Here is a 21,388-nt window from a genome sequence, read left to right on the forward strand (position 1 = left end):
GATCACCGGTCCGTTCCGTCGGCGTCGGTGCGGGGGAACACCACGACGACGTCGTTGTCGGGGGCGGGCGTCAGCAGCGGGGACGAGGGGTTCGTCGTGGTGGGTGCGGGATCGGTGTCGGCCGCCTCGTCGGCCGGGTCACCGGCGGCGGGGTCGTCGACGGTCACCGCGGGACTGTCGCTGACGCTCGGCGATGTTCTTTCGGGCGCACCGGAGTCGCCCAGCGTCTGCGAGACGAAGATACCTCCGGCCAGGACGAGGGCCCCGGCCGAGATACCGGCGACGGTGACGATCCGCCCGATCCGCGACGGGCGCTCCCGCACCGCGTCCTCGGGCGCTTCACGGTCTGCCTCGGGCGCCGCAGGCCGATCCGCCGCCGCGTCGCGTGCCGGCCGGCTGCCGCCGAACAGCACACGCCGTTGTCTGGGCGGGCGCGCCGACGTGCCGTGGTGATGGGCAGTGGATCGGTCGGGATCCCCGATCGAGGGGGAGTCTGATGCCGCGTCGCCGGCAGCTTCGCGTGCGGTCGCGATCTCGGCGCACATCCGTGCGGCCCCGAGGGCCATGATCGCCTTGGGGTCGCTGTCGACGGCGATCGGCCGATCGAATCGTTCGGAGAGCAGCTGTGCGATACGCGGGATGCGCGAGGATCCGCCCGTGAGGAGGACCGCCTCGATCTCCGCCGGAGCGACCTGTGAGCCCGCGATCGCCTCGGCGAGAGCATCCACGGTGTCGACGATGCCCGCTTCGATCATGTCCTCGAACTCGGAGCGGGTCAGCCGGACGGTCACCGAGCGTCCGCCGAGCATCACCGGGATGACCGCCTCGGAATCGAACGAGAGCGATTCCTTGGCCTCGATGCACTCGCGCCGGAGGGCAGTGAGGGCCATCCGCGACTCCCGGTCGTCCCCGAGGTCGGCGGCAGTCAGCCCGGCCGCTTGCACCGCGTGCCGGACCACGACGTCGTCGAGATCGGCGCCGCCGAAAGAGGAGAGGCCCTGTGGCTGCCCGAGCACATCCACATGACCGTTCCCGACGCGCAGCACCGCCGCATCGAAGGTGCCCCCGCCCAGGTCGTAGAGCGCGAGGACTCGTTCACGTGCCAGAGGGCGCTCGGCGACGTAGTGACGGGCCGCGGCCTCCGGCTCGGTGAAGAGTACGGCGTCGCGCCATCCTTCGCGTGAGAGGGCGTCCCGGACCAGCTCGCGCCGATAATCGCCCCACCCGAGCGGGACGGTGACGGCCACCCCGGACGGCTCGCGCCCCTCGCGTTCGGACACGGTGTCGACCACCCAGGCGACGGTCCGCGCGTAGAGCTGCTCGGGGGTGAACCGCTGATCGCCCGCGCGGATCGGAACGTCGTCGCCGATGCGACGCGTGAACTCGCGGACGAGTCGCTCGGGTTGCACGATGCCCCGACGGATCGCGGCATCCGAGAACAGCAACTCGCCCTCCGCGACGAAAACGGCCGTCGGAGCGCTGGCGAGGTGCCTGCCGAGCGGGAAGCCATCGACGTGCACGGCGCGATCGGCGCCGTAGCGGGCTGTGGCGGCGGCGGTGCGGCTCATGCCCACATCGACGGCCAGATAGTACGGCGCTGTCATCATCCGACTCCCCAGTCGATCCTGCTCGCAGGCCGGGCGCCACGGGGGCAGCGCCTTTGCCTACACCAGCGATTCGGCGTCGGCGCGGATTCGGATTGGAGTGCGACCGAGATTGGCACTCGCGTTGCATGAGTGCCAGCTGTTCCCTAGACTGGGGTTAGCACTCTCAGGGTGAGGGTGCTAACCAGTCTTAGTTTCCAGGTTTCAAGAAAGAGGTAGACCGTGTCGGTTTCCACTCAGGTTTCCATCAAGCCGCTCGAGGACCGCATCGTCATCCAGCAGGTCGAGGCGGAGCAGACCACGTCCAGCGGTCTTGTGATCCCCGACACCGCCAAGGAGAAGCCCCAGGAGGGCGAGGTCGTGGCCGTCGGCCCCGGTCGCATCGACGACAACGGCAATCGCGTTCCGATCGACGTCGCCGTCGGCGACCGCGTGATCTACAGCAAGTACGGCGGCACCGAGGTCAAGTTCGGCGCGGACGAGTACCTCGTGCTCTCGGCTCGCGACGTGCTGGCGGTCGTCGTCCGCTGATCGGATCTTTTTCGAGAAGGGCCCGGATGCTTCGGCATCCGGGCCCTTCTTTCGTCCTGAAGGCAGACGGGGTATCCGCCGGTGGCAGGATTGCGCGGCTGAACGGCAGGCGACGGATGCCTCGACCCGGCCTCGACGGCGGTCGTGACCCCGCTCGGTCCTAGGGTGGATGAGTGACCTCGAAGAATGCCGAAACCCCCGCCGCGGCATCCGATGTCCCTTCGAACAGCGAGGCGGAGGCCGCACGCCAGCGCACGCTGGGAGGCGTGTATGCGTTCGGCGCCTACCTCCTGTGGGGCTTCCTCCCGCTCTACTTCGTCATCCTCGCGCCGACCGGCCCCTGGGAGCTCGTCGCGTGGCGCATCCTGTTCTCGCTCGTCTTCTGCGTGCTGCTGCTGACGGTGACGCGGGGGTGGGCGGCCCTCGGGCGTATCGTCCGCAACCGCCGCCTGCTGGGCTGGACGGCCGTCGCAGGCGCGCTCATCTACGTCAACTGGCAGGTCTTCATCATCGGCACCCTCAGTGGGCACGTGATCGAGACGAGCCTGGGGTACTTCATCAATCCGATCGTGACGGTGCTGCTCGGGGTGCTCGTGCTCCGCGAGCGCTTGCGCGTTCCCCAGTGGATCGCGATCGGACTGGCCGCTGTCGCGGTGATCGTGATCGTCGTCGGGTACGGCTCCTTCCCGTGGATCGCCCTCTCGCTCGCGTTCTCGTTCGGTCTCTACGGACTGGTGAAGAAGCGGATCGGGCCCGCGGTCGACGCCGTCAGCGGTCTCTCGCTCGAGACGGTGTGGCTCGCCCCGGTGGCCGTGGTGCAGCTCATCGCGGTGAGCGCGACGACGGGCCTGACGATCGGCAACGTCTCCCTCGGGCACACGATCCTGCTCGTCCTGACCGGGGTCGTCACGGCCGTCCCGCTGCTGCTGTTCGCCGCGGGGGCGCGTCGCGTGCCCCTCACCGTCATCGGGCTGCTGCAGTTCATCGCCCCGATCATGCAGTTCATCTTCGGCGCCTTCGTGCAGGGCGAGCCGATGACACCCGAGAGGTGGGTCGGCTTCGGGCTCGTCTGGCTCGCGCTCATCCTGCTGAGCGCGGATTCCGTCATCTTCTCCCGCCGTGCGCGGGGGGCCTCGGACGTCGCCGCCGTCGTGTGAGCAAGCGCGGCTTCCGGATGCCGCGGACCCAGGCCTCATAACGATTTGACGGCGTTACAAACCGTTAACGAACGGCAACATCGCCGAGACCCTACCGCGGTTAGGTTGGGGACACTGGGCAAACGCATAAGTCTGCCCGCGTTTCTACACAGCAAGGAGCACCATGAGCGTTTTTACCCGAGGTAACGCCTCCCGATCCCGCGTCCGAGCGGTGATCGGCGGTCTCGCCATTGCCGGCGTCAGCGCCCTCGTTCTGGCAGGATGCGCGGGCGGAGGCACCGCCGCCGAGCCCTCCTCGTCCGGAGGAGCACCCGCGGAGGACCTCACCCTGAAGATCGGCACCGTCCTGCCGCAGACCGGCAGCCTCGCATTCCTCGGCCCGCCCGAAGAGGCCGGCGTGCAGTTGGCCATCAACGAGGTCAACGAGGCCGCAGCCGGCGTCACCATCGACGCCACCTTCGGCGACTCGGGCGATGCCGACAACAAGGCGTTCGAGACCACCGTCCCGAAGCTGCAGAGCGAAGGCGTCTCGGCCATGATCGGTGCCGCCTCGTCGGGCGTCACCAAGCTCTTCCTCGACAGCAACGTCAGCGAGGGCATCATCACGTTCTCGCCGGCCAACACGTCGCCCGACTTCACGACGTGGGATGACGACAACCTGTACTGGCGCACGGCTCCCAGCGACTTGCTCCAGGGCGAGGTGCTCGGCAACCTGGTCGCCGAGGACGGTCACAAGAACATCGGCATCATCTACCAGAACGACGCTTACGGCACCGGTCTGTACGGCGTCGTGAAGGACGTCTTCGAGTCCACCGGCGGCACCGTCGTGGCCGAGGCCTCCTACAACGACGGCGACGCATCCTTCGACGCCCAGGTGGCGACGATCGCTGCGGCGAAGCCCGACGCGATCGTCCTGATCACGTTCGACCAGTTCGCGACCATCGCGCCGCTGCTGGTCAACGCGGGTGAGGATGCCGCGAACTTCTACCTCGTCGACGGCAACCTCAAGCAGTGGGGTGCAGACGTCAGCGTCAGCCTCGAGGGCGCGAAGGGCACCACGCCCGGCCCGGTCCTCTCGGACGACTTCCAGGAGCGACTGAACACCGCCTGGACGGCTGAGGGCAACGCCGCGCTGGAGGACTTCTCCTACGCAGCCGAGTCCTACGACGCGGTCGTGCTCCTCGCACTGGCTTCGCTGTCGGCCGGGTCGACCGATGCCGCCGACATCGCCGGCAAGCTGCAGGAAGTCTCGGGTGGAACCGGTGACGGCGAGAAGTGCGAGAACTTCGCCGACTGCGCCGCGATCATCAACGCCGGCAACGTGCCCGACTACGACGGATACTCCGGCGGAGTGGCGTTCGACGACGCGGGCGACCCGACGGAGGCCACGATCGGTGTCTTCCAGTACGGTGCCGACAACACGCACACGCGCATCAACTGAGCGCAACCGCATGACGAAGGGCCCCGGAGCGATCCGGGGCCCTTCTGCGTAGCCCGTCCTCGACCGACGTCGAGAGCCGACGAAAAGGAGGAGCGGATGCCTCGGCATCCGCTCCTCCTTTTTCGTCGTGGACCTACTCGTCCTCGGCGCCGAGGGTGCCCAGGTACAGGCCGATGACCTTGGGATCGTTGAGGAGCTCACGACCGGTGCCGTGGTACGCGTCGCGACCCTGGTCCAGGACATAGCCCCGGTCGCAGATCTGCAGACAGCGGCGGGCGTTCTGCTCGACCATGATCGTCGTCACGCCGGCCTTGTTGATGTCGGAGACGCGGATGAACGCATCGTCCTGGCGCACGGGGGAGAGGCCCGCCGACGGCTCGTCGAGCAGCAGCACGGACGGATCCATCATGAGTGCGCGCGACATCGCCACCATCTGACGCTCGCCGCCCGAGAGCGATCCCGCGCGCTGCTTGAGACGCTTGCCCAGCTCGGCGAAGATGCCGGTGACGAACTCCAGACGCTCGGTGTAGATCTTGGGGTTCTGGTAGAGCCCCATCTGCAGGTTCTCCTCGATCGAGAGCGAGGGGAAGACGTTGTTGGTCTGAGGCACGAATGCGACACCGCGCTTCACGAGCTTGTCGGCCTTGAGGCCCACGATGCTCTCGCCCTTCACGGTGATGTCACCGCCCCGCACCTTCACCAGTCCGAAGATCGCCTTGAGGAGCGTCGACTTGCCGGCACCGTTCGGGCCGATGATGCCGATGAGCTCACCCTGGCGGGCGATGAGATTCGTGTTGTTCAGGATGTTGACGCCGGGCAGGTAGCCGGCGACGAGGTCTTTCACCTCGACGACGACGTCGTCCGTCTTGGCCACGGAGCGCACGCCCGCGTGGTCGACCTCGGCGGGTGCTCCCGATCGGGGGGCGGACTCGCTCATTTCGCCTCTTCCTGCTTCGCGTTCGTGCTGCCACCGGCCTCGGCGATGGACTCGCGCTCGGCCTCCTGGATCTCGGCGAGCAGTTGCTGTGCCTCGGCGTCGACGACGCCCTCATGGCGTCCCGTGATGATGCCGAGGTCGACGTCCTGGTGACTGCCCAGGTAGGCGTCGATGACGGCCTTCTCCTGCATCACCATGTCGGGCGGGCCCTCGGCGACGACGCGTCCCTCGGCCATCACGACCACCCAGTCGGCGATGTGGCGCACCATGTGCATGTCGTGCTCGACGAACAGGACCGTCATCCCGAGTCCCTTGAGGTCGAGGATGTGGTCGAGGAGCGATTGCGTCAGGGCGGGGTTGACACCCGCCATGGGCTCGTCGAGCATCACCAGGGTGGGATCGCTCATCAGTGCACGAGCCATCTCGAGCAGCTTCCGCTGACCGCCGGACAGCGAGGCCGCGAAGTCGGCCTCCTTCGCGTCGAGCTTGAACCGACGGAGCAGGTCGCGGGCCTTGTCTTCGATGTCGGTGTCCTGCGCACGCCAGAAGGCGGGGATGAAGCTCGTCCAGAACCGCTCGCCCCGCTGGCCGGTGGCGCCGAGCTTCATGTTCTCCAGGACGGTCAGGAGCGACAGCGCCTTCGTGAGCTGGAAGGTGCGCACCTGGCCCATGCGCGCCACCTTGAAGGCGGGGATGCCCGAGAGGGTCGTGCCGTCGAAGGACCACGTCCCGGTGTTGGGCTTGTCGAATCCGCAGAGCAGATTGAACAGCGTCGTCTTGCCGGCGCCGTTGGGTCCGATGAGCGCGGTGATCGCGCCGCGCGGGATCTCGAGGTGCTCGACGTCGACCGCCGTGAGGCCGCCGAATCGACGCGTCACGTTGTCGACGACCATGATCGGGTCGACTTTCGCGACCCCCGGAGCGGGTGTCCCCTTGGTCAGGCCGGTGGTCTTCGGTCGGCGGATGCTGGCGGTCGAGGTGGGTACGGGGTCGACCCATTCCTCGCCATCTGGGTTACTTGACAAAGGTCATCTCCCTCTTGTCGCCGAGGATTCCCTGCGGGCGGAAGATCACGAGCAGCATCAGGGCGACGCCGACGAGGATGTAGCGCAGCGTACCGGCCTGGATGTCGGTCATGGGCAGGATGCCCTCACTGGCCAGCTGCGGCAGCAGGTTGCCGAGCAGCGCGAGCACCATCCAGAAGATGATCGCCCCGAGCGACGGTCCGAGGATCGTCGCGGCGCCGCCGAGCAGCAGGATGGTCCAGATGAAGAACGTCAGCGACGTCGTGTAGCTGGAGGGGACGACCGCGGAGGGGAGGACGTAGACGATTCCACCCATCGCGCCGATGACGCCACCCACGACGAGGGCTTGCATCTTGTACGCGAACACGTTCTTGCCGAGCGAGCGGACGGCGTCCTCGTCTTCGCGGATGCCCTTCAGGACGCGACCCCACGGGCTGCGCATGAGCGACCAGACCAGCAGGACGGCGATCACCAGCATCCCCAGTCCGAACACCCGCGTCCACAGCACCGTCTCGTTGGACTCCCACGGGCCGAAGCCGTACGTGCCCGGGGGGAACGGGTTGGCGGCGCGGAAACCGGCGTGGTAGCCGCCGAGGCCGTCGGCGGAGTTGGTCCACTTGTCGAAGACCTGCGTCGTGAAGAGTAGACGCACGATCTCGGCCGCGGCGATCGTCACGATCGCGAGGTAGTCGGCGCGCAGCCTCAGCGTCGGGATTCCCAGGATGATCGCGAACAACGCGGCCAGGATCAGTCCGATGATCATGCCGAGCCACCAGGGCCAGCCGAAGCTCAGCACCGAGATGGCGTAGCCGTAGCCGCCGAGGGCCATGAAGCCCGCCATACCGAAGTTGAGCAGCCCGGCATAGCCGAAGTGCACGGCGAGGCCGGTCGCAGCGAGCGCGTAGGCGATCGTCACGGGGCTCAGCAGATAGCCGAGCGTGTTCGAGAGAATTGATCCCCAATCCATGGCCGCTAACCTAATCTCTCTCTACGGCCCAGCAGACCCTGTGGTCTGACGAGCAGAATCAGAATCAGCACGACGAGCGCGCCGGCGTACTTCAGGTCGGAGGGAATGAACAGCGTCGAGGTCTCCACGACGATGCCGACGATGAGGGATCCGAGAAGAGCGCCGAATGCCGTTCCCAGCCCGCCGAGGGTGATCGCCGCGAAGATGAGCAGCAGCATCTGCGTGCCCATGTCCCACTTCACGCCGGGGCGGAAGTAAGCCCAGAGGATGCCCGAGAGCCCGGCGAGGATGCCGGCGAGCACCCAGACGATGCGCACGACGCGATCGACGTTGATTCCGGATGCCGAGGCCAGCTGAGGATTGTCCGAGATGGCACGCGTCGCCTTGCCCACCCGTGTGCGCAGCAGGAAGTAGGCGACGCCGAGGATGACGACGATGCTCACGCCCATGCTCACCAGGTCGATGTAGGACAGCGAGATCGGGCCGAACTGGATCGGCGCGGGGCTCGCGCCGGGCAGCTGATAGGTCTTGCCTCCGACGAAGAACTGGTAGAGGTACCGCAGGGCCAGGGACAGGCCGATGCTGACGATCATCAGCTGGACGACGCCGATGCCTCGTCGCCGGAGGGGTCGCCACAGTCCCGCGTCGAGCGCCAGCCCCAGCACACCGCCCAAGATCACGGCGATGATGATCCCCAGCCAGAAGGGCATGGCCCAGAACGAGGTGAGCACGAGCGCACTCAGCGCGCCGAAGGTCACCATCTCGCCGTGCGCGAAGTTCGAGAGCCCCGTGGTGCCGTAGATGAGCGACGCCCCCATCGCCGCCAGGGCGAGGAGCAGACCGAAGTTGAGGCCGTTGATGAGGCGCACTGCCAGTTGATCGACGAAGGATTGCGTGACGCGCTCCCCCTCACCGAGGAAGAGATTGACGATCTTCGACCCGGTCAGGCCGAACTCCACCTCCTGCGAGGCGGAATCCCCGTCGACGATCACGCCGTCGGGCAGCGTCGACTCGTCGACCGTCAGCGTGTAGGTCTCCTTCTCGGGGACGTACAGACGCCAGCGACCGTCCGTGTCGGTGACGGTCTTCGCCTCGAACCCGCCGCCGGAGATGGTCAGCGTGACGTCGGGCACGCCCTTCTCGTCGAAGGTGATGACGCCGCCGAAGTAGTAGTCCGTCGCCTCCTGGTCGCCGCCCGGTGTGTCCGGCGCCGCGGCGTACGCGCCGGGGGCGCTCATGAACATCATCGCTGCGGCGAGCAGCGCGCCGAACAGCGCGACCAACCATGGTTGGACCCGCCGAACGCGTGTAGTCGAAGGACTCACGAAACCTCCCAGTCCGCCGTCCGCGCACCGAGCTTCGGGTCGCGGCAGCGCCGATCACGACGGTACGAGCGTAATGTGTCCAACTTGTTTCGCCTACAACACTCTTGTGATTCCGCGCGGCGCGTCGCGGAAGGAGCGCACGGCCCCCTCGAGCTCCCTCGCACGGAATGAATCCGGGGCCGCGCGCCTTAGAATCTGTATCGGAGCGGGCGACCGCACCGGCCGTCGTCGTCCACTCGAGCAAGGCGCCGCGCGCGCAGGAGAACCCACATGGAGCAGCACGATCCCTTCGGCTTCGTCGGACTGACGTACGACGATGTCCTTCTCCTCCCCGGTCACACCGACGTCATCCCCAGCGAGGCCGACACGTCGTCACGGGTGACCCGCCGCATCACGGTCGCCACCCCGCTGCTGGCCGCGGCGATGGACACCGTGACCGAGTCGCGAATGGCCATCGCCATCGCGCGCGAGGGTGGCCTCGGCATCCTGCATCGCAATCTGTCGATCGAGGATCAGGCCGCGCAGGTCGACCGTGTGAAGCGCAGCGAGTCCGGCATGATCACCGACCCGATCACCACGACACCGGATGCCACGATCGACGAGGTCGACACCCTGTGCGCGACGTATCGCATCTCGGGTCTCCCCGTCGTCGACCCCGACGGCGTGCTCGTGGGGATCATCACCAACCGCGACATGCGGTTCGTCTCGGGTTTCGAGCGCCAGACCACCCTCGTGAAGGACGTCATGACGACGGAGGGGCTCATCACAGGTCCCGTCGGCATCAACGCGAACGACGTGATCGCCACTTTCGCGAAGCACCGCGTCGAGAAGCTCCCGCTCATCGACGACGAGGGCAAGCTCGCCGGCCTCATCACGATCAAGGACTTCGACAAGAGCGAGAAGTACCCGCTCGCGACCAAGGACGACCAGGGCCGTCTGCGCGTCGGCGCAGCCATCGGCTTCTTCGGCGACGCGTGGGAGCGCGCCGAGGCGCTGCGCGACGCGGGCGTCGACGTCCTGGTGGTCGACACCGCCAACGGCCAGTCGGCCGGCGTGATCGACATGGTCACCCGTCTGAAGAGCGACCCCACGTTCGCGCACATCGACATCATCGGCGGCAATGTCGCGACCCGCGAGGGCGCGCAGGCGCTCGTCGATGCGGGCGTGGACGCCGTCAAGGTCGGCGTCGGTCCGGGTTCGATCTGCACGACGCGCATCGTCGCGGGCGTCGGCGTGCCACAGGTCACCGCGATCTGGGAGGCCTACCAGGCGACGCGTGAAGCCGGCATCCCCGTGATCGCCGACGGTGGTCTGCAGTACTCCGGCGACATCGCCAAGGCGCTCGTCGCCGGGGCCGACACGGTCATGCTCGGCTCACTCCTCGCCGGCACGGACGAGTCGCCCGGTGAGATCGTCTTCCAGGGCGGGAAGCAGTTCAAGCAGTACCGCGGCATGGGGTCGCTCGGGGCCCTGCAGACGCGAGGAAAGAAGACCTCCTACTCGAAGGACCGGTACTTCCAGGCCGACGTCCCGAGTGACGACAAGCTCATCCCCGAGGGCATCGAGGGCCAGGTCGCCTACCGTGGGCCGGTGTCGGCGGTCGCCTACCAGCTCGTCGGCGGCCTCCGGCAGTCGATGTTCTACGTCGGCGCCCGCACGATCGACGAGCTGAAGGCCAAGGGGCGGTTCGTGCGCATCACGGCGGCGGGTCTCAAGGAATCGCACCCGCACGACGTGCAGATCGTGGTCGAGGCGCCCAACTACAAGCGGTAGCGGTTCCGGGTCGCCTCCTCGCGCCGCCGCGACGGCCGAGGGCCCGCGCTTCGCTCCTGCCCTCCCTCCCCGCATCCTGCGGCCCCTACCGGCATCCCGCCGACCATTTGCGTTCACGAACTTCGCAGACCGGCGCGAATCTCACAGACTTCGGTGCCTGACCCGCGAAGTACGTGCCGATCTGTGATCGTGGCTCGGTCGAGCAGGCTGAGGACGCGGCGCCGGCCCGGGCGCAGCATCCGTTCCTCCACAGCGCTCGGGGCCCCGCGCACTTCGCCCGTGTCGTCGCCCTTCGCGAACATGAACGGGCGCCGTGGACGACCCTCGATGCATGAGCGACGTCCGCGACTGGATCCGAGGTCGGGGCGGGATCGCGCATCGCCACGATGCCGTGCGCGCGGGGCACTCGCTCGCGGCTGTGCGCGCAGTCATGCGGATGGCGGGGGTCGCGGTTCTTCGTCGCGCCTGGATCGCGCTGCCCGAGGCGCCTGCTGACCTCGTCCTCGCAGCACGTGCGGGTGGCAGGGTCGGGTGCATCTCGCTGGCGCGGCGCCGGCAATGGTGGATGCCGGAGGACGTCGAGCATCGGACCCACCTGCACGTGCTGCCCGGATCGGGATCGAGCGGGCACGACAGCACCGAGCCGGTCCACCGTCACTGGACCATTCCTCTCGCTCCGATACCGACTCCTGGCCTGCTCTCCTCGGTGGAGGACGCGTTGTCGCACATCGCGCAATGTCTTCCGTACGACGCGGCACTCGCCGTGTGGGAGTCGGCGATTCGCGTGGAGAAGCTGCACGTCGACGCGATACGGACCATCCCGTGGCGCACCCTCGCGGCGCGCTCGCTCGCCGAAGACGTGCAGGGCCTCGCCGATTCCGGGTTGGAGATGCTCGTTGTGATCCCGCTGCGGAGATCGGGGCTGCGCATTCGTCAGCAGGTCGTCATCGCACGCCGACCGGTCGACGTCCTCGTGGGTGAACGGCTGGTCATCCAGATCGACGGCTACGAGTTCCACTCATCGTCCGCGCAACGCGCGAAGGACATCGCGCATGACGCGGAACTCCGCCTCCGGGGCTACACGGTCCTCAGATTCAGTTACGCGCAGATCGTGCACAACTGGCCGGCTGTGGAGGCAGTCGTCCGGCGTGCGGTGGCGGCGCGCCTCCACGCATCGCGCTGAGCTCAGGCAGAGCTGTGTGCCGGGCGGATGCTGCGGCCGAGGCATCCGCTTCTCCGGTCCGCCCGCTCATCGACGTCAGGGGCACGGGACGCACACGAAGTGCGCAGATCGGCGCGTACTTCGCAGATGGTCGGCGAAAGTCTGTGATGTTCACGCCCATCTGCGAACGTCGTCACGCGCTCAGCGTTGCGCGGCGGATGTGCCGGACGGATGATGCGGCCGAGGCATCCGTCCCTCCGGTCGTCGACACCGCCGGGTAGGCTGGAACGGTGAGCATGGAGATCGAACTGGGGCGCGCCAAGCGTGCACGACGCGCCTACACCTTCGACGACATCGCGGTGGTGCCCTCGCGGCGCACCCGCAACCCGGAGGACGTCTCGACCGCGTGGACGATCGACGCCTTCCAGTTCGCGATCCCCGTGCTCGGGGCGCCGATGGACTCGGTCGTCAGCCCGCGCACGGCCATCATGCTCGGGCAGCTGGGCGGGCTCGGCGTGCTCGACCTCGAGGGCCTGTGGACGCGCTACGACGATCCCGACCCGCTCCTGGCCGAGATCGCCTCGCTCGACACCACTCGCGCGACCCTGCGGATGCAGGAGCTCTACTCCGAGCCGATCAAACCCGAGCTGGTCACCGCCCGCCTCGCCGAGATCCGCGAGGCCGGCGTGGCAGTGGCAGGCTCCCTCACCCCGCAGCGCACCCAGGAGCTGTACGAGACGGTCGTCGCGGCCGGCGTCGACATCTTCGTCATCCGCGGCACCACGGTGTCGGCCGAGCACGTCTCGTCGGCACTGCAGCCGCTGAACCTCAAGAAGTTCATCTACGACCTCGACGTGCCCGTCATCGTGGGCGGCGCGGCGACGTACACGGCCGCACTGCACCTCATGCGCACCGGCGCGGCGGGCGTGCTCGTCGGCTTCGGCGGGGGAGCAGCCTCCACCACCCGCGTCACGCTGGGATTGCACGCGCCGATGGCCACGGCCGTCGCCGACGTCGCCGGTGCTCGCCGCGACTACCTCGACGAATCGGGCGGACGCTACGTGCACGTCATCGCCGACGGCGGCGTGGGAACGTCCGGCGACATCGTCAAGGCGCTCGCGATGGGAGCCGACGCGGTCATGCTCGGGGTGGCGCTGGCGCGGGCGACGGATGCGCCCGGCCTGGGCTACCACTGGGGACCGGAGTCCCACCACCCCAAGCTGCCGCGCGGTCACCGCGTGAAGGTCGACCAGGTCACCGACCTCGAGTCGGTCCTGTACGGTCCCGCCCCCGTGGCGGACGGCACCGCGAACCTGATCGGCGCGCTGAGGAAGTCGATGGCGACGACCGGATACTCCGACCTCAAGGAATTCCAGCGGGTCGAGGTCGTCGTCGCCCCGTACGGCCGGGGATGACCCCCGACCCGCAGACCGGCTCGGGCGACGCAGCCTCGACGGGTTCCGCGACCGGCAGGAAAGGACAGGCGGATGCCGCGGCATCCGTTGCTCCGGTGATCTTCCCGCCCACCCTGCGTGAAGTGATGCTGCGCCCCCGGTGGATCGCAATGCTTCTACTGTGCCTGGTGATCGCCGGGGTGTTCGCGTGGCTGGGGCAGTGGCAGCTCGGCCGGGCCATCACCACCCCCACCACCGAGCCCGGTGCGACTGAGCAGGTGCAGCCGATCGCCGATGTCGTCGCCCCGGGCGATTACCTCGATGGGCCGCTCGTCGGACAGCGCGTCACGGCCTCAGGTACGTGGGTGTCGGACGATTTCCTCGTCGTCGCCTCGCGCTTCAACGACGACGTCGAGGGGTACTGGGTGACCGGGCAGCTTCGCATCACCCCCGGAACGATCGGAGACACGACCCAGCCCACGTCGCTCGCCGTCGCGATCGGGTGGGCGCCCTCCGAGGCCCGAGCGCTCGCAGCGGCGGAGGAGCTGCAGTCGCGCCTCGATTCCGGTGAGGATGCGCAGGTCGAGGTGACCGGCCGCATCATCTCGGACGAAGGTCCCGCGACGCCCCCGCGGGGTGCCGATCCGCTCACGATGACACGGATGTCGCCGGCGGCCCTGCTCAGCCGATGGCACGACGTGCAGGATCTCGACGTCTACCGCCCGTACCTCGCCGCGGAGGTCGCCCCCGGCTCGCTCGAAGACATCGCCTCGCCGGCGCCGAACGAGGGATCGTCGGTCAACTGGCTCAACATCTTCTACGCCATCGAGTGGGCGGTGTTCGCCGGCTTCGCCTTCTACCTCTGGTACCGCCTGGCACGCGATGCCTGGGAGAAGGAAGTCGAAGACCTCGAGGACGCCGACGCGGGCGAAGCGTAGGCGTCGCGCGACGACTCGGGTCGGACGACGCCCGGAACGGCCGCGGGTAGACTCGACTCATGCCCGCATCCCCGAAACTCGCATCGTTTCCGGCGATCCGAGGTGCTCTGAAGTTCTACCAGATCGCGTCGCTGATCACCGGCACCATGCTGCTCCTGTTGGTCGCCGAGATGGTCGTCAAGTACGCCTTCGCCCACGAGCTCTTCCTCGGTGGATCGGGCGGCTTCCTGTGGTTCGCTCCCGTCATCGAGGGGCCGAACGGGACGGAGTCGACCGGCGACGGACTCAACGTGTCGATGTCGATCCTCGTCGCGCACGGATGGTTCTACGTCGTATACCTGTTCGCCTGCTTCCGCGTCTGGAGCCTGATGCGGTGGAAGCTGATGCGCTTCCTGCTGCTCGCACTCGGAGGCATCGTGCCGCTGCTGTCGTTCTTCATGGAGGTGCGCGTCGCCCGAGAGGTGAAGCACTACCTGGAAGAGCGTGAGCGCGCCGCGTCCGCTGCGCAACGCCCCCCTCTGACCGACGCGATCCCGACGGAGAACACCCGGTGACCGAACAGACCGAGACCGACCAGCGACCGGTGCTGGTCGTCGACTTCGGAGCGCAGTACGCGCAGCTCATCGCGCGGCGCGTGCGCGAGGCGGGTGTCTACAGCGAGCTCGTGCCGCACACGGCGACGGCCGCTGAGATCGCGGAGAAGAATCCCGTCGGCATCATCCTCTCCGGGGGCCCGTCGTCGGTCTATGAGCCCGGCGCCCCCTCGCTCGATCCTGGCGTCTTCGAGCTCGGTGTTCCGACCCTCGGCATCTGCTACGGCTTCCAGGTGATGGCGAAGACCCTGGGCGGCGAGGTCGCGAACACCGGGCTGCGCGAGTACGGGGCGACGGATGCCGCGCTCAGCGGCGACGGGGGAGTGCTGCTCGGCGGCCAACCCGTGCAGCAGAACGTGTGGATGAGTCACGGAGACCAGGTCTCGCAGGCTCCAGACGGCTTCACGGTGCTCGCGTCGACGACGGCGACGCCCGTCGCCGCGTTCGCGAACGACGAGCGTCGCCTGTACGGGGTGCAGTGGCATCCGGAGGTCAAGCACACCGACCACGGTCAGCGTGTGATCGAGAACTTCCTGCACAAAGCGGCGGGGCTTCCTGCGGACTGGAACAGCGGCAACGTGATCGCCGAGCAGGTCGCGAAGATCCGCGCGCAGGTCGGCGACAGCCGGGTGATCTGCGGGCTGTCGGGCGGCGTCGACTCGGCGGTCGCGGCGGCGATCGTGCACGAGGCCGTGGGCGACCAGCTGGTCTGCATCTTCGTCGACCACGGACTGCTGCGAAAGAACGAACGCGAACAGGTCGAGCAGGACTACGTCGCCTCGACGGGCGTGCGGCTGGTGACGGTGGACGCCCGGGAGCAGTTCCTGACAGCGCTCGCCGGTGTGAGCGACCCCGAGCAGAAGCGCAAGATCATCGGGCGGGAGTTCATCCGATCGTTCGAGGCGGCGGAGAAGCAGCTCGTCGCCGAGGCGGCGGCCGACGGCGAGCCCATCCGGTTCCTCGTGCAGGGCACGTTGTATCCCGACGTCGTGGAGTCGGGCGGGGGCAGCGGCACCGCCAATATCAAGTCGCACCACAACGTGGGCGGTCTGCCTGAAGACCTCCAGTTCGAGCTCGTCGAGCCGTTGCGCACCCTCTTCAAAGACGAGGTGCGAGCCATCGGACGCGAGCTGGGCCTCCCTGAGGTGATCGTCGGACGTCAGCCGTTTCCGGGGCCCGGTCTCGGCATCAGGATCGTCGGTGAGGTCACCGCTGACCGTCTCGAGATCCTGCGTGAGGCCGACGCCATCGCGCGCGACGAACTGACCCGCGCCGGCCTCGACGACTCGATCTGGCAGTGCCCCGTGGTGCTTCTGGCCGACGTCCGGTCGGTCGGTGTCCAGGGGGACGGGCGCACGTACGGGCACCCGATCGTGCTCCGCCCCGTGTCGTCCGAAGACGCGATGACCGCCGACTGGACCCGCCTGCCGTACGACGTGCTCTCGCGCATCTCCAACCGCATCACGAACGAGGTGCGCGATGTCAATCGCGTGGTGCTCGACGTGACGAGCAAGCCGCCGGGAACCATCGAGTGGGAGTGAGCTGACTGCTGCGCGCGGCGGGCGCGGGGCAGGATAGGCGTATGAGCACGTCGCACCCCCACCCGTTCCCCGAGGCGGAATACGTCATCCTCTCGAGTCGGCTGATCCCCGACCGTGATGGCGGCTACACCTTCGCCACTCTGGCGCGCGCGCGGCAGATGGCGCGCGCCGGTGTCCATGATGGCGCGGGCCCGCTGCTGCTGACCGTCGATCCCGGCACCCCGGCCGAGCACGCGCAGCAGCGTGCGGCATTCGCCGGACGCGACCTCGTGCTCGATCCCACGCGTATGCGCAACCTCTTCGACGAGGCGATCGGCGCGTCCGGCGGTGCCGCACCCTGGCTGATCGAGGCCTCCCACGTCGGCGACGCCGATCCCGCACTCGAATACCGCGAGGTGCCGGATGCCGCGGGCAGACCTGCGATCCGACTCCCGGTCATCGTCGGGGATCCGGACTGGCACATCAGCTCGGCGCCGGTGACCGTCCACCGCGCCGACGGCTCGCTCGCCGGCATCGTGGACGGGTTCGGTGCGCTGTACCGCGCGTGGCTCGATCATGTGGTCGCGGGACTCCGCGGCGGCGACGTCGGACGACCCGTGGTCGTGCTCTGCGAATCCCGCCAGCTCGGCGAGCTGCTCGTCGGGTGGGACGACGCCGACGCGCGCCTGGTCCACACGATCCACACGACGCACCTCGAACCGCCGTTCACCCCCGACGCCACGGTGAACGCCCTGTGGTCCCGCTGGCTGCAGGTCGCCGATCGGTTCGACGCGGTCCTCTGGCCGACGGCCGCGCAGCGCGCGGACGTGCAGAACCGGTTCGGCGCGTCAGAGGTGCACGTCGTGGTTCCGCAGGCGGTGGATGCCGCGGCATCCGTCGTCGCTTCCTCCGACCGCGTCCGCGGACGCGTCGTCATGCTCAATCGCCTGGCGCGCGGCAAGCGCGTCGACCACGCCATCCGTGCCTTCGCGGGTGTCGTCGCCGCCGACCCCGATGCCACGCTCGACGTCTACGGCGACGGCGCGGAACGTGGCGCCCTGCAGAAGCTCATCGACGAGCGGGGCCTCGGGGGCAGCGTGACCCTGCGAGGCGCGACGACGGATCCGGGCGGCGTGCTCAGCGAGGCGTCCGTCTTCCTGTCGACGTCGGCCTTCGAGGGGCAGGGACTGTCGATCGGGGAAGCCCTCGCGCACGGGTGCCCGGTCATCTCCTACGACGTGCGGTACGGGCCGCGGGAAGCGCTCGCTGCCGGCGGGGGGATCCTCGTGCCGGACGGCGACGAGCGGGCACTCACGGCGGCGCTCATCGCGGTGCTGCGCGACCCGGGAGAGCGGGAGCGCCTGTCAGCCGAGGCTCTCGAGTCTGCGCGCAGGCTCGCCTCCGACGAGGTGATGGACGCCCTGGCGGCTGTCGTGCGAGAGAGCCTCTCTCGGCCGGCGCGCCGCTGACCCCTGCCTCAGTCCCGGCCGGGCCACTCCCTGCCCGCCCAGGGATCGTAGTCCGCGACCAGTGGCTCATCGGTCGGACGCTGCTCGTCGGGCACGTGCTGGAGGTTCACCCGCACCCGATACCAGAGGGAGCTCGAGCCGCGCATGCCGTCCAGCATGACGTCGGCGGGGTGCAGGAGCGCCGCGACCTCGGCGTGCCCGGACTTCCACTTCTCCAGCGCGTCGAGCGCCTCGGGTTTGGTTTTGGTGCGCGCGACCTCGATCAGGGGCATGGTGGAGACCCGGCGCCCTGAGCCGTCGTCGCCCTTCGGCGGCTTCTCGGCGGGCCCGAGCTGGTCGGCCAGCGCCAGCAGGCCGTCGAGACTTCCGACGGCACTGTCGATGCCCTCGTGCGGATCGCCGATGTCGGCGAACCGGCTGGGGACGGTGAGGACGGTGAACTCGTCAGGACGCCGTTCGCGCACCTCGTCCCACGCCAGGGGCGTCGAGACGCGGGCGTCGGGCAGGGGTCGGATGGAATACGCGGATGCCACGGTGCGGTCTTTCGCGTTCTGGTTGAAGTCCACGAACACGCTCTCGCCGCGCTCCTCCTTCCACCACCGCGCGGTGGCGAGGCCCGGTGCGCGGTTCTCGACCTCACGGGCGAGCGTCTCAGCGGCGAGACGCACCTGCCGGAAGTCCCATTCGGGGGCGATGCGCACGAGGATGTGCAGACCACGGCTGCCGCTCGTCTTCGGCCAGCCGACGAGCCCGTGGTCGTCGAGCACGTCGCGGACGACCATCGCGACGTCGACGATCTGCGACCATTCCACTCCCGGCATGGGATCGAGGTCGACCCGCAGCTCGTCGGGATGATCGAGGTCGTCGGCGCGCACGGGGTGCGGGTTGAGGTCGAGGCAGCCGAGGTTGATGACCCACGCCAGGCCCGCGGCATCCCGGATCACCGTCTCTTCGGCCGAGGTGCCGCGCGCGTAGTGCAGTGTGGCGGTGTCGATGAAGTCGGGGTGGTTCTCGGGGACGCGCTTCTGGAAGAACGCCTCGGCGCCGATGCCTTTGACGAATCGCTTCAGGACCATCGGCCGGCCGGCCGCTCCGCGGAGCGCTCCCTCGGTCACGCTCAGGTAGTACTGCACGAGGTCGAGCTTGGTCAGCCCCGGCTCGGGGAAGACGACCTTGTCGGGGCTCGAGACGCGCACCTCCTGCCCCTCCACATCGAGGAACACTTCTTTGCGGGCCGCCATGCGTACACCGTATCCCGGGGCGGGGACGTCGGGCCGGGCGGGCGGCGACATGCAGAACGGCCGCCCGGAGAACCGGACGGCCGTTCTGGTGTGGCGGAGGTCAGTTGCTGCCGCGGGCGATGGCCAGGATGCGGAGGATCTCGACATAGAGCCAGATGACCGTGACCATGATGCCGAAGGCTCCGAGCCACGCGTACTGGCGCGGTGCGCCGTTGCGCACGCCCTGCTGGATCTGATCGAAGTCGAGCACCAGCGAGTACGCGGCCATGATGATCACGAAGACGCCGATGAGGACACCCCACGGGATGCCGAACAGGAAGCTGGGCTGGCTCGACAGACCGAAGGCGCCACCGGCGATCGGGACGTTGAAGATCATGAGGCCGATGTTCACGAGCGAGAAGACGAGGTAGCCCACCATGGCCACGAGAAAGATCTTGGTGGCCTTCTTCGACGCGCGGATCTTGCCGCTCGCGAAGAGCGCGAGCGTGACGCCGACGACCACGAGGGTGCCGAGCGTTGCTTGGAAGACGATGCCGCCGTACAGGGCCTCGAAGAACGCCGAGATCCCTCCGATGAACAGACCCTGGAACGCGGCGTACGCGAAGATCAGCGCGGGGCGGATCTTCTTGCGCGACGTGAAGATGACGACCATCGAGAGCACGAAGCCGACGAGGGCGCCGATGATCCACGGCGTGGGGTTGATGGCCTCGGTGATGTTGAGGCCGCCGAAGGTCCAGATCCATCCGACGACGGCGCCGACGAGCAGGATCGCGAACAGGCCCAAGGTCTTGAAGACGGTGTCTTCGACCGTCATGCGGTTGGTCTCGACCGCGCCGGCGGGAGGAGCGGCGAAGGCGCCCTCGAGCTGCGCGTGGGCCGCGGCATCCGTTGCCTGCGCCTGCGCGGCGGACGTCGCGGTGCGGGTGCCGCCGGGGAAGCGCTGACCGGCCTGCGGCTCTTGGAACGCCGGGTTGTTGAATGCGGGGTTGTTGAGGGCCATTGCTCTCACACTCCAAAGTCGGGATTTCTCAGCCTCGTGCTGTACCCCTACGATAGCCGACCGCCGTGTGCGCAGTGGAGATGGTCCTGTGAGTGGGCCATGAGGTCGCCGCGTGACGCTGAGCGTCGCCTACGGCCGCCGATATCCTGGCCACGTGCCCCGTCGATCCCCCCTCGTGATCGGCCACCGCGGCGCCCCGGGATATCGCCCCGAACACTCCCGCGCGTCCTACGAACTGGCGCTCGCGATGGGTGTCGACGCGGTCGAGCCCGACGTCGTCGTGAGCAGGGACGGCGTGCTGGTCGTCCGTCACGAGAACGAGATCTCCGGGACGACGGATGTCGCCACCCGTGCCGAGTTCGCCGGTCGGCGCACGACGAAGTCCGTCGACGGCACGAGCCTGTCGGGGTGGTTCGCGGAGGATTTCACCTGGGAGGAGCTCTCGACCCTGAGATGCCGGGAGCGCCTCCCCGCACTGCGGCCCGGCAGCGCGGATTTCGACGACACCCAGCCCATCCTGCGCCTGCGCGATGTGCTCGACCTCGTGCGGGACGCATCTCCGGCGGGCGCCCGCCGGAGGGGCGTCGTGCTCGAGATCAAGCACGCCACCTATTTCGCGTCGCTGGGCTGGAACGTCGCCGACCTGGTGGCGGCTGAACTGGGCGCCGCGGGCTGGGCGGACGGCACACCGCCGCTCACGATCGAGTCGTTCGAGCCGACGGTGCTCGCCGAGCTCAAGGGACGCGGCATCCCTGGCACGTACGTGTATCTGCTGGAGGCGACCGGTCGTCCGTTCGATCTGGTCATGCGACTCGGCGCCGACGCTCCGACATACGCCGCCACCGCGGAGCCGCGCGGCCTCGATCTCCTCGTCGGGGCGGTGGACGGGATCAGTGTCGACAAGCGCATGATCCTGGCGCCGGATCGGAGGGGACGGGTGACGGGCCCCTCACCCGTCGTCGCGGACGCGCACGAGCGTGGTCTGAGCGTGTTCACCTGGACCTGTCGGCCGGAGAATCGCTTCCTGCTCGGACCCTTCCGGACGAGAGGCGGTCCGGGGGCGTTCGGGGACTACGAGGGCGAGTGGGCGGTGATCCGGGATGCGGGGGTCGACGGTGTCTTCGTCGATCACGCCGATTTCGGGGTCGATTTCTTCCGCGGATGAGGCGCGACGACGCCGGTGAAGAACGCAGCCACGCCCGTGACCCCTCGCGCCCGACGAGATCACGACCTGACGCGAGGGGGCCGGCTCAGCGGATGTGAGCGATTTCCCCAGGTGCCGACACGGTGATAGCCCCAGATCGGTGTGCC

General features: G+C 68.5%; 18 protein-coding genes. 11 read left to right on the forward strand and 7 right to left on the reverse strand.

Features of this window, described 5'->3' with window-relative positions; genetic code table 11:
* Positions 1 to 2 precede the first annotated feature (2 nt).
* On the reverse strand, positions 3 to 1,607 hold the full coding sequence (locus tag ACFXOO_RS07555; RefSeq protein ID WP_394563262.1) for an Hsp70 family protein: 1,605 nt from the start codon (positions 1,605 to 1,607) through the stop codon (positions 3 to 5).
* Between the two features lie 219 nt (positions 1,608 to 1,826).
* Here ACFXOO_RS07555 and groES point away from each other — a divergent pair, with 219 nt between their 5' ends.
* From groES to ACFXOO_RS07570, 3 genes are all read left to right on the forward strand, one after another.
* Complete coding sequence (gene groES / locus ACFXOO_RS07560) at positions 1,827 to 2,135, forward strand: co-chaperone GroES (RefSeq protein ID WP_378841378.1); 309 nt, start codon at positions 1,827 to 1,829, stop codon at positions 2,133 to 2,135.
* 173 nt (positions 2,136 to 2,308) lie between these two features.
* Positions 2,309 to 3,292 carry an EamA family transporter RarD gene (gene rarD / locus ACFXOO_RS07565; RefSeq protein WP_394563263.1) on the forward strand — a complete coding sequence of 328 codons (984 nt, stop codon included), beginning with the start codon at positions 2,309 to 2,311 and terminating at the stop codon, positions 3,290 to 3,292.
* A gap of 163 nt (positions 3,293 to 3,455) precedes the next feature.
* Positions 3,456 to 4,733 carry an ABC transporter substrate-binding protein gene (locus ACFXOO_RS07570; protein WP_378841374.1) on the forward strand — a complete coding sequence of 426 codons (1,278 nt, stop codon included), beginning with the start codon at positions 3,456 to 3,458 and terminating at the stop codon, positions 4,731 to 4,733.
* Between the two features lie 133 nt (positions 4,734 to 4,866).
* Here ACFXOO_RS07570 and ACFXOO_RS07575 read toward each other — a convergent pair whose 3' ends face one another.
* From ACFXOO_RS07575 to ACFXOO_RS07590, 4 genes are all read right to left on the reverse strand, one after another.
* Positions 4,867 to 5,670, reverse strand: coding sequence for an ABC transporter ATP-binding protein (locus ACFXOO_RS07575; protein WP_378841372.1), 804 nt, complete (start codon positions 5,668 to 5,670; stop codon positions 4,867 to 4,869).
* Positions 5,667 to 6,563: an ABC transporter ATP-binding protein gene (locus ACFXOO_RS07580; RefSeq protein ID WP_378841485.1), complete on the reverse strand. Its 897-nt coding sequence runs from the start codon at positions 6,561 to 6,563 to the stop codon at positions 5,667 to 5,669. Before ACFXOO_RS07580 ends, ACFXOO_RS07575 begins: the two co-directional genes overlap by 4 nt.
* A 121-nt stretch (positions 6,564 to 6,684) precedes the next feature.
* Positions 6,685 to 7,662, reverse strand: a complete 978-nt coding sequence (locus tag ACFXOO_RS07585) for a branched-chain amino acid ABC transporter permease (RefSeq protein WP_378841370.1) — start codon at positions 7,660 to 7,662, stop codon at positions 6,685 to 6,687.
* 5 nt (positions 7,663 to 7,667) lie between these two features.
* On the reverse strand, positions 7,668 to 8,900 hold the full coding sequence (locus tag ACFXOO_RS07590; RefSeq protein ID WP_378841368.1) for a branched-chain amino acid ABC transporter permease: 1,233 nt from the start codon (positions 8,898 to 8,900) through the stop codon (positions 7,668 to 7,670).
* A 357-nt stretch (positions 8,901 to 9,257) separates the two neighbouring features.
* Between ACFXOO_RS07590 and guaB the strand changes: the two genes are divergently transcribed.
* The 7 genes from guaB (at position 9,258) to ACFXOO_RS07625 (ending at position 17,836) form a co-directional block, all read left to right on the forward strand.
* Complete coding sequence (guaB, locus tag ACFXOO_RS07595; protein ID WP_394563264.1) at positions 9,258 to 10,760, forward strand: IMP dehydrogenase; 1,503 nt, start codon at positions 9,258 to 9,260, stop codon at positions 10,758 to 10,760.
* 331 nt (positions 10,761 to 11,091) lie between these two features.
* Positions 11,092 to 11,943: an endonuclease domain-containing protein gene (locus tag ACFXOO_RS07600; protein ID WP_394563265.1), complete on the forward strand. Its 852-nt coding sequence runs from the start codon at positions 11,092 to 11,094 to the stop codon at positions 11,941 to 11,943.
* Between the two features lie 275 nt (positions 11,944 to 12,218).
* On the forward strand, positions 12,219 to 13,337 hold the full coding sequence (locus ACFXOO_RS07605; RefSeq protein ID WP_394563403.1) for a GuaB3 family IMP dehydrogenase-related protein: 1,119 nt from the start codon (positions 12,219 to 12,221) through the stop codon (positions 13,335 to 13,337).
* A gap of 125 nt (positions 13,338 to 13,462) precedes the next feature.
* Positions 13,463 to 14,254, forward strand: a complete 792-nt coding sequence (locus ACFXOO_RS07610) for an SURF1 family protein (RefSeq protein ID WP_378853669.1) — start codon at positions 13,463 to 13,465, stop codon at positions 14,252 to 14,254.
* A gap of 59 nt (positions 14,255 to 14,313) precedes the next feature.
* Positions 14,314 to 14,808, forward strand: coding sequence for a DUF3817 domain-containing protein (locus ACFXOO_RS07615; RefSeq protein WP_378841362.1), 495 nt, complete (start codon positions 14,314 to 14,316; stop codon positions 14,806 to 14,808).
* Positions 14,805 to 16,388: a glutamine-hydrolyzing GMP synthase gene (gene guaA, locus ACFXOO_RS07620; protein ID WP_378841360.1), complete on the forward strand. Its 1,584-nt coding sequence runs from the start codon at positions 14,805 to 14,807 to the stop codon at positions 16,386 to 16,388. The genes ACFXOO_RS07615 and guaA overlap by 4 nt, the downstream gene beginning before the upstream one ends.
* A gap of 41 nt (positions 16,389 to 16,429) precedes the next feature.
* Positions 16,430 to 17,836: a glycosyltransferase gene (locus ACFXOO_RS07625; protein ID WP_378853442.1), complete on the forward strand. Its 1,407-nt coding sequence runs from the start codon at positions 16,430 to 16,432 to the stop codon at positions 17,834 to 17,836.
* A gap of 8 nt (positions 17,837 to 17,844) precedes the next feature.
* Here ACFXOO_RS07625 and ligD read toward each other — a convergent pair whose 3' ends face one another.
* Both ligD and ACFXOO_RS07635 read right to left on the reverse strand, forming a co-directional pair.
* Positions 17,845 to 19,077 (reverse strand): non-homologous end-joining DNA ligase, encoded by a 1,233-nt coding sequence (gene ligD, locus ACFXOO_RS07630; protein WP_378841356.1) that lies wholly within the window; start codon positions 19,075 to 19,077, stop codon positions 17,845 to 17,847.
* A 100-nt stretch (positions 19,078 to 19,177) separates the two neighbouring features.
* On the reverse strand, positions 19,178 to 20,077 hold the full coding sequence (locus ACFXOO_RS07635) for a Bax inhibitor-1/YccA family protein (RefSeq protein ID WP_378841354.1): 900 nt from the start codon (positions 20,075 to 20,077) through the stop codon (positions 19,178 to 19,180).
* A 154-nt stretch (positions 20,078 to 20,231) separates the two neighbouring features.
* Here ACFXOO_RS07635 and ACFXOO_RS07640 point away from each other — a divergent pair, with 154 nt between their 5' ends.
* A complete protein-coding gene (locus tag ACFXOO_RS07640; RefSeq protein WP_378853444.1) occupies positions 20,232 to 21,242 on the forward strand; it encodes a glycerophosphodiester phosphodiesterase family protein in 1,011 nt (336 codons plus the stop codon).
* The last annotated feature ends 146 nt before the right edge of the window (positions 21,243 to 21,388 follow it).

This window comes from Microbacterium sp. P03, assembly GCF_043556235.1.
GTDB lineage: Bacteria > Actinomycetota > Actinomycetes > Actinomycetales > Microbacteriaceae > Microbacterium.

Coding starts and splice junctions, on each gene's coding strand:
- ACFXOO_RS07555 (WP_394563262.1), bottom strand. CDS start 1,607: ATGATGACAGCGCCGTACTATCTGGCCGTCGATGTGGGCATGAGCCGC.
- ACFXOO_RS07570 (WP_378841374.1), top strand. CDS start 3,456: ATGAGCGTTTTTACCCGAGGTAACGCCTCCCGATCCCGCGTCCGAGCG.
- ACFXOO_RS07575 (WP_378841372.1), bottom strand. CDS start 5,670: ATGAGCGAGTCCGCCCCCCGATCGGGAGCACCCGCCGAGGTCGACCAC.
- ACFXOO_RS07580 (WP_378841485.1), bottom strand. CDS start 6,563: ATGGTCGTCGACAACGTGACGCGTCGATTCGGCGGCCTCACGGCGGTC.
- ACFXOO_RS07585 (WP_378841370.1), bottom strand. CDS start 7,662: ATGGATTGGGGATCAATTCTCTCGAACACGCTCGGCTATCTGCTGAGC.
- ACFXOO_RS07590 (WP_378841368.1), bottom strand. CDS start 8,900: ATGAGCGCCCCCGGCGCGTACGCCGCGGCGCCGGACACACCGGGCGGC.
- guaB (WP_394563264.1), top strand. CDS start 9,258: ATGGAGCAGCACGATCCCTTCGGCTTCGTCGGACTGACGTACGACGAT.
- ACFXOO_RS07600 (WP_394563265.1), top strand. CDS start 11,092: ATGAGCGACGTCCGCGACTGGATCCGAGGTCGGGGCGGGATCGCGCAT.
- ACFXOO_RS07605 (WP_394563403.1), top strand. CDS start 12,219: ATGGAGATCGAACTGGGGCGCGCCAAGCGTGCACGACGCGCCTACACC.
- ACFXOO_RS07610 (WP_378853669.1), top strand. CDS start 13,463: ATGCTGCGCCCCCGGTGGATCGCAATGCTTCTACTGTGCCTGGTGATC.
- ACFXOO_RS07615 (WP_378841362.1), top strand. CDS start 14,314: ATGCCCGCATCCCCGAAACTCGCATCGTTTCCGGCGATCCGAGGTGCT.
- ACFXOO_RS07625 (WP_378853442.1), top strand. CDS start 16,430: ATGAGCACGTCGCACCCCCACCCGTTCCCCGAGGCGGAATACGTCATC.
- ligD (WP_378841356.1), bottom strand. CDS start 19,077: ATGGCGGCCCGCAAAGAAGTGTTCCTCGATGTGGAGGGGCAGGAGGTG.
- ACFXOO_RS07635 (WP_378841354.1), bottom strand. CDS start 20,077: ATGGCCCTCAACAACCCCGCATTCAACAACCCGGCGTTCCAAGAGCCG.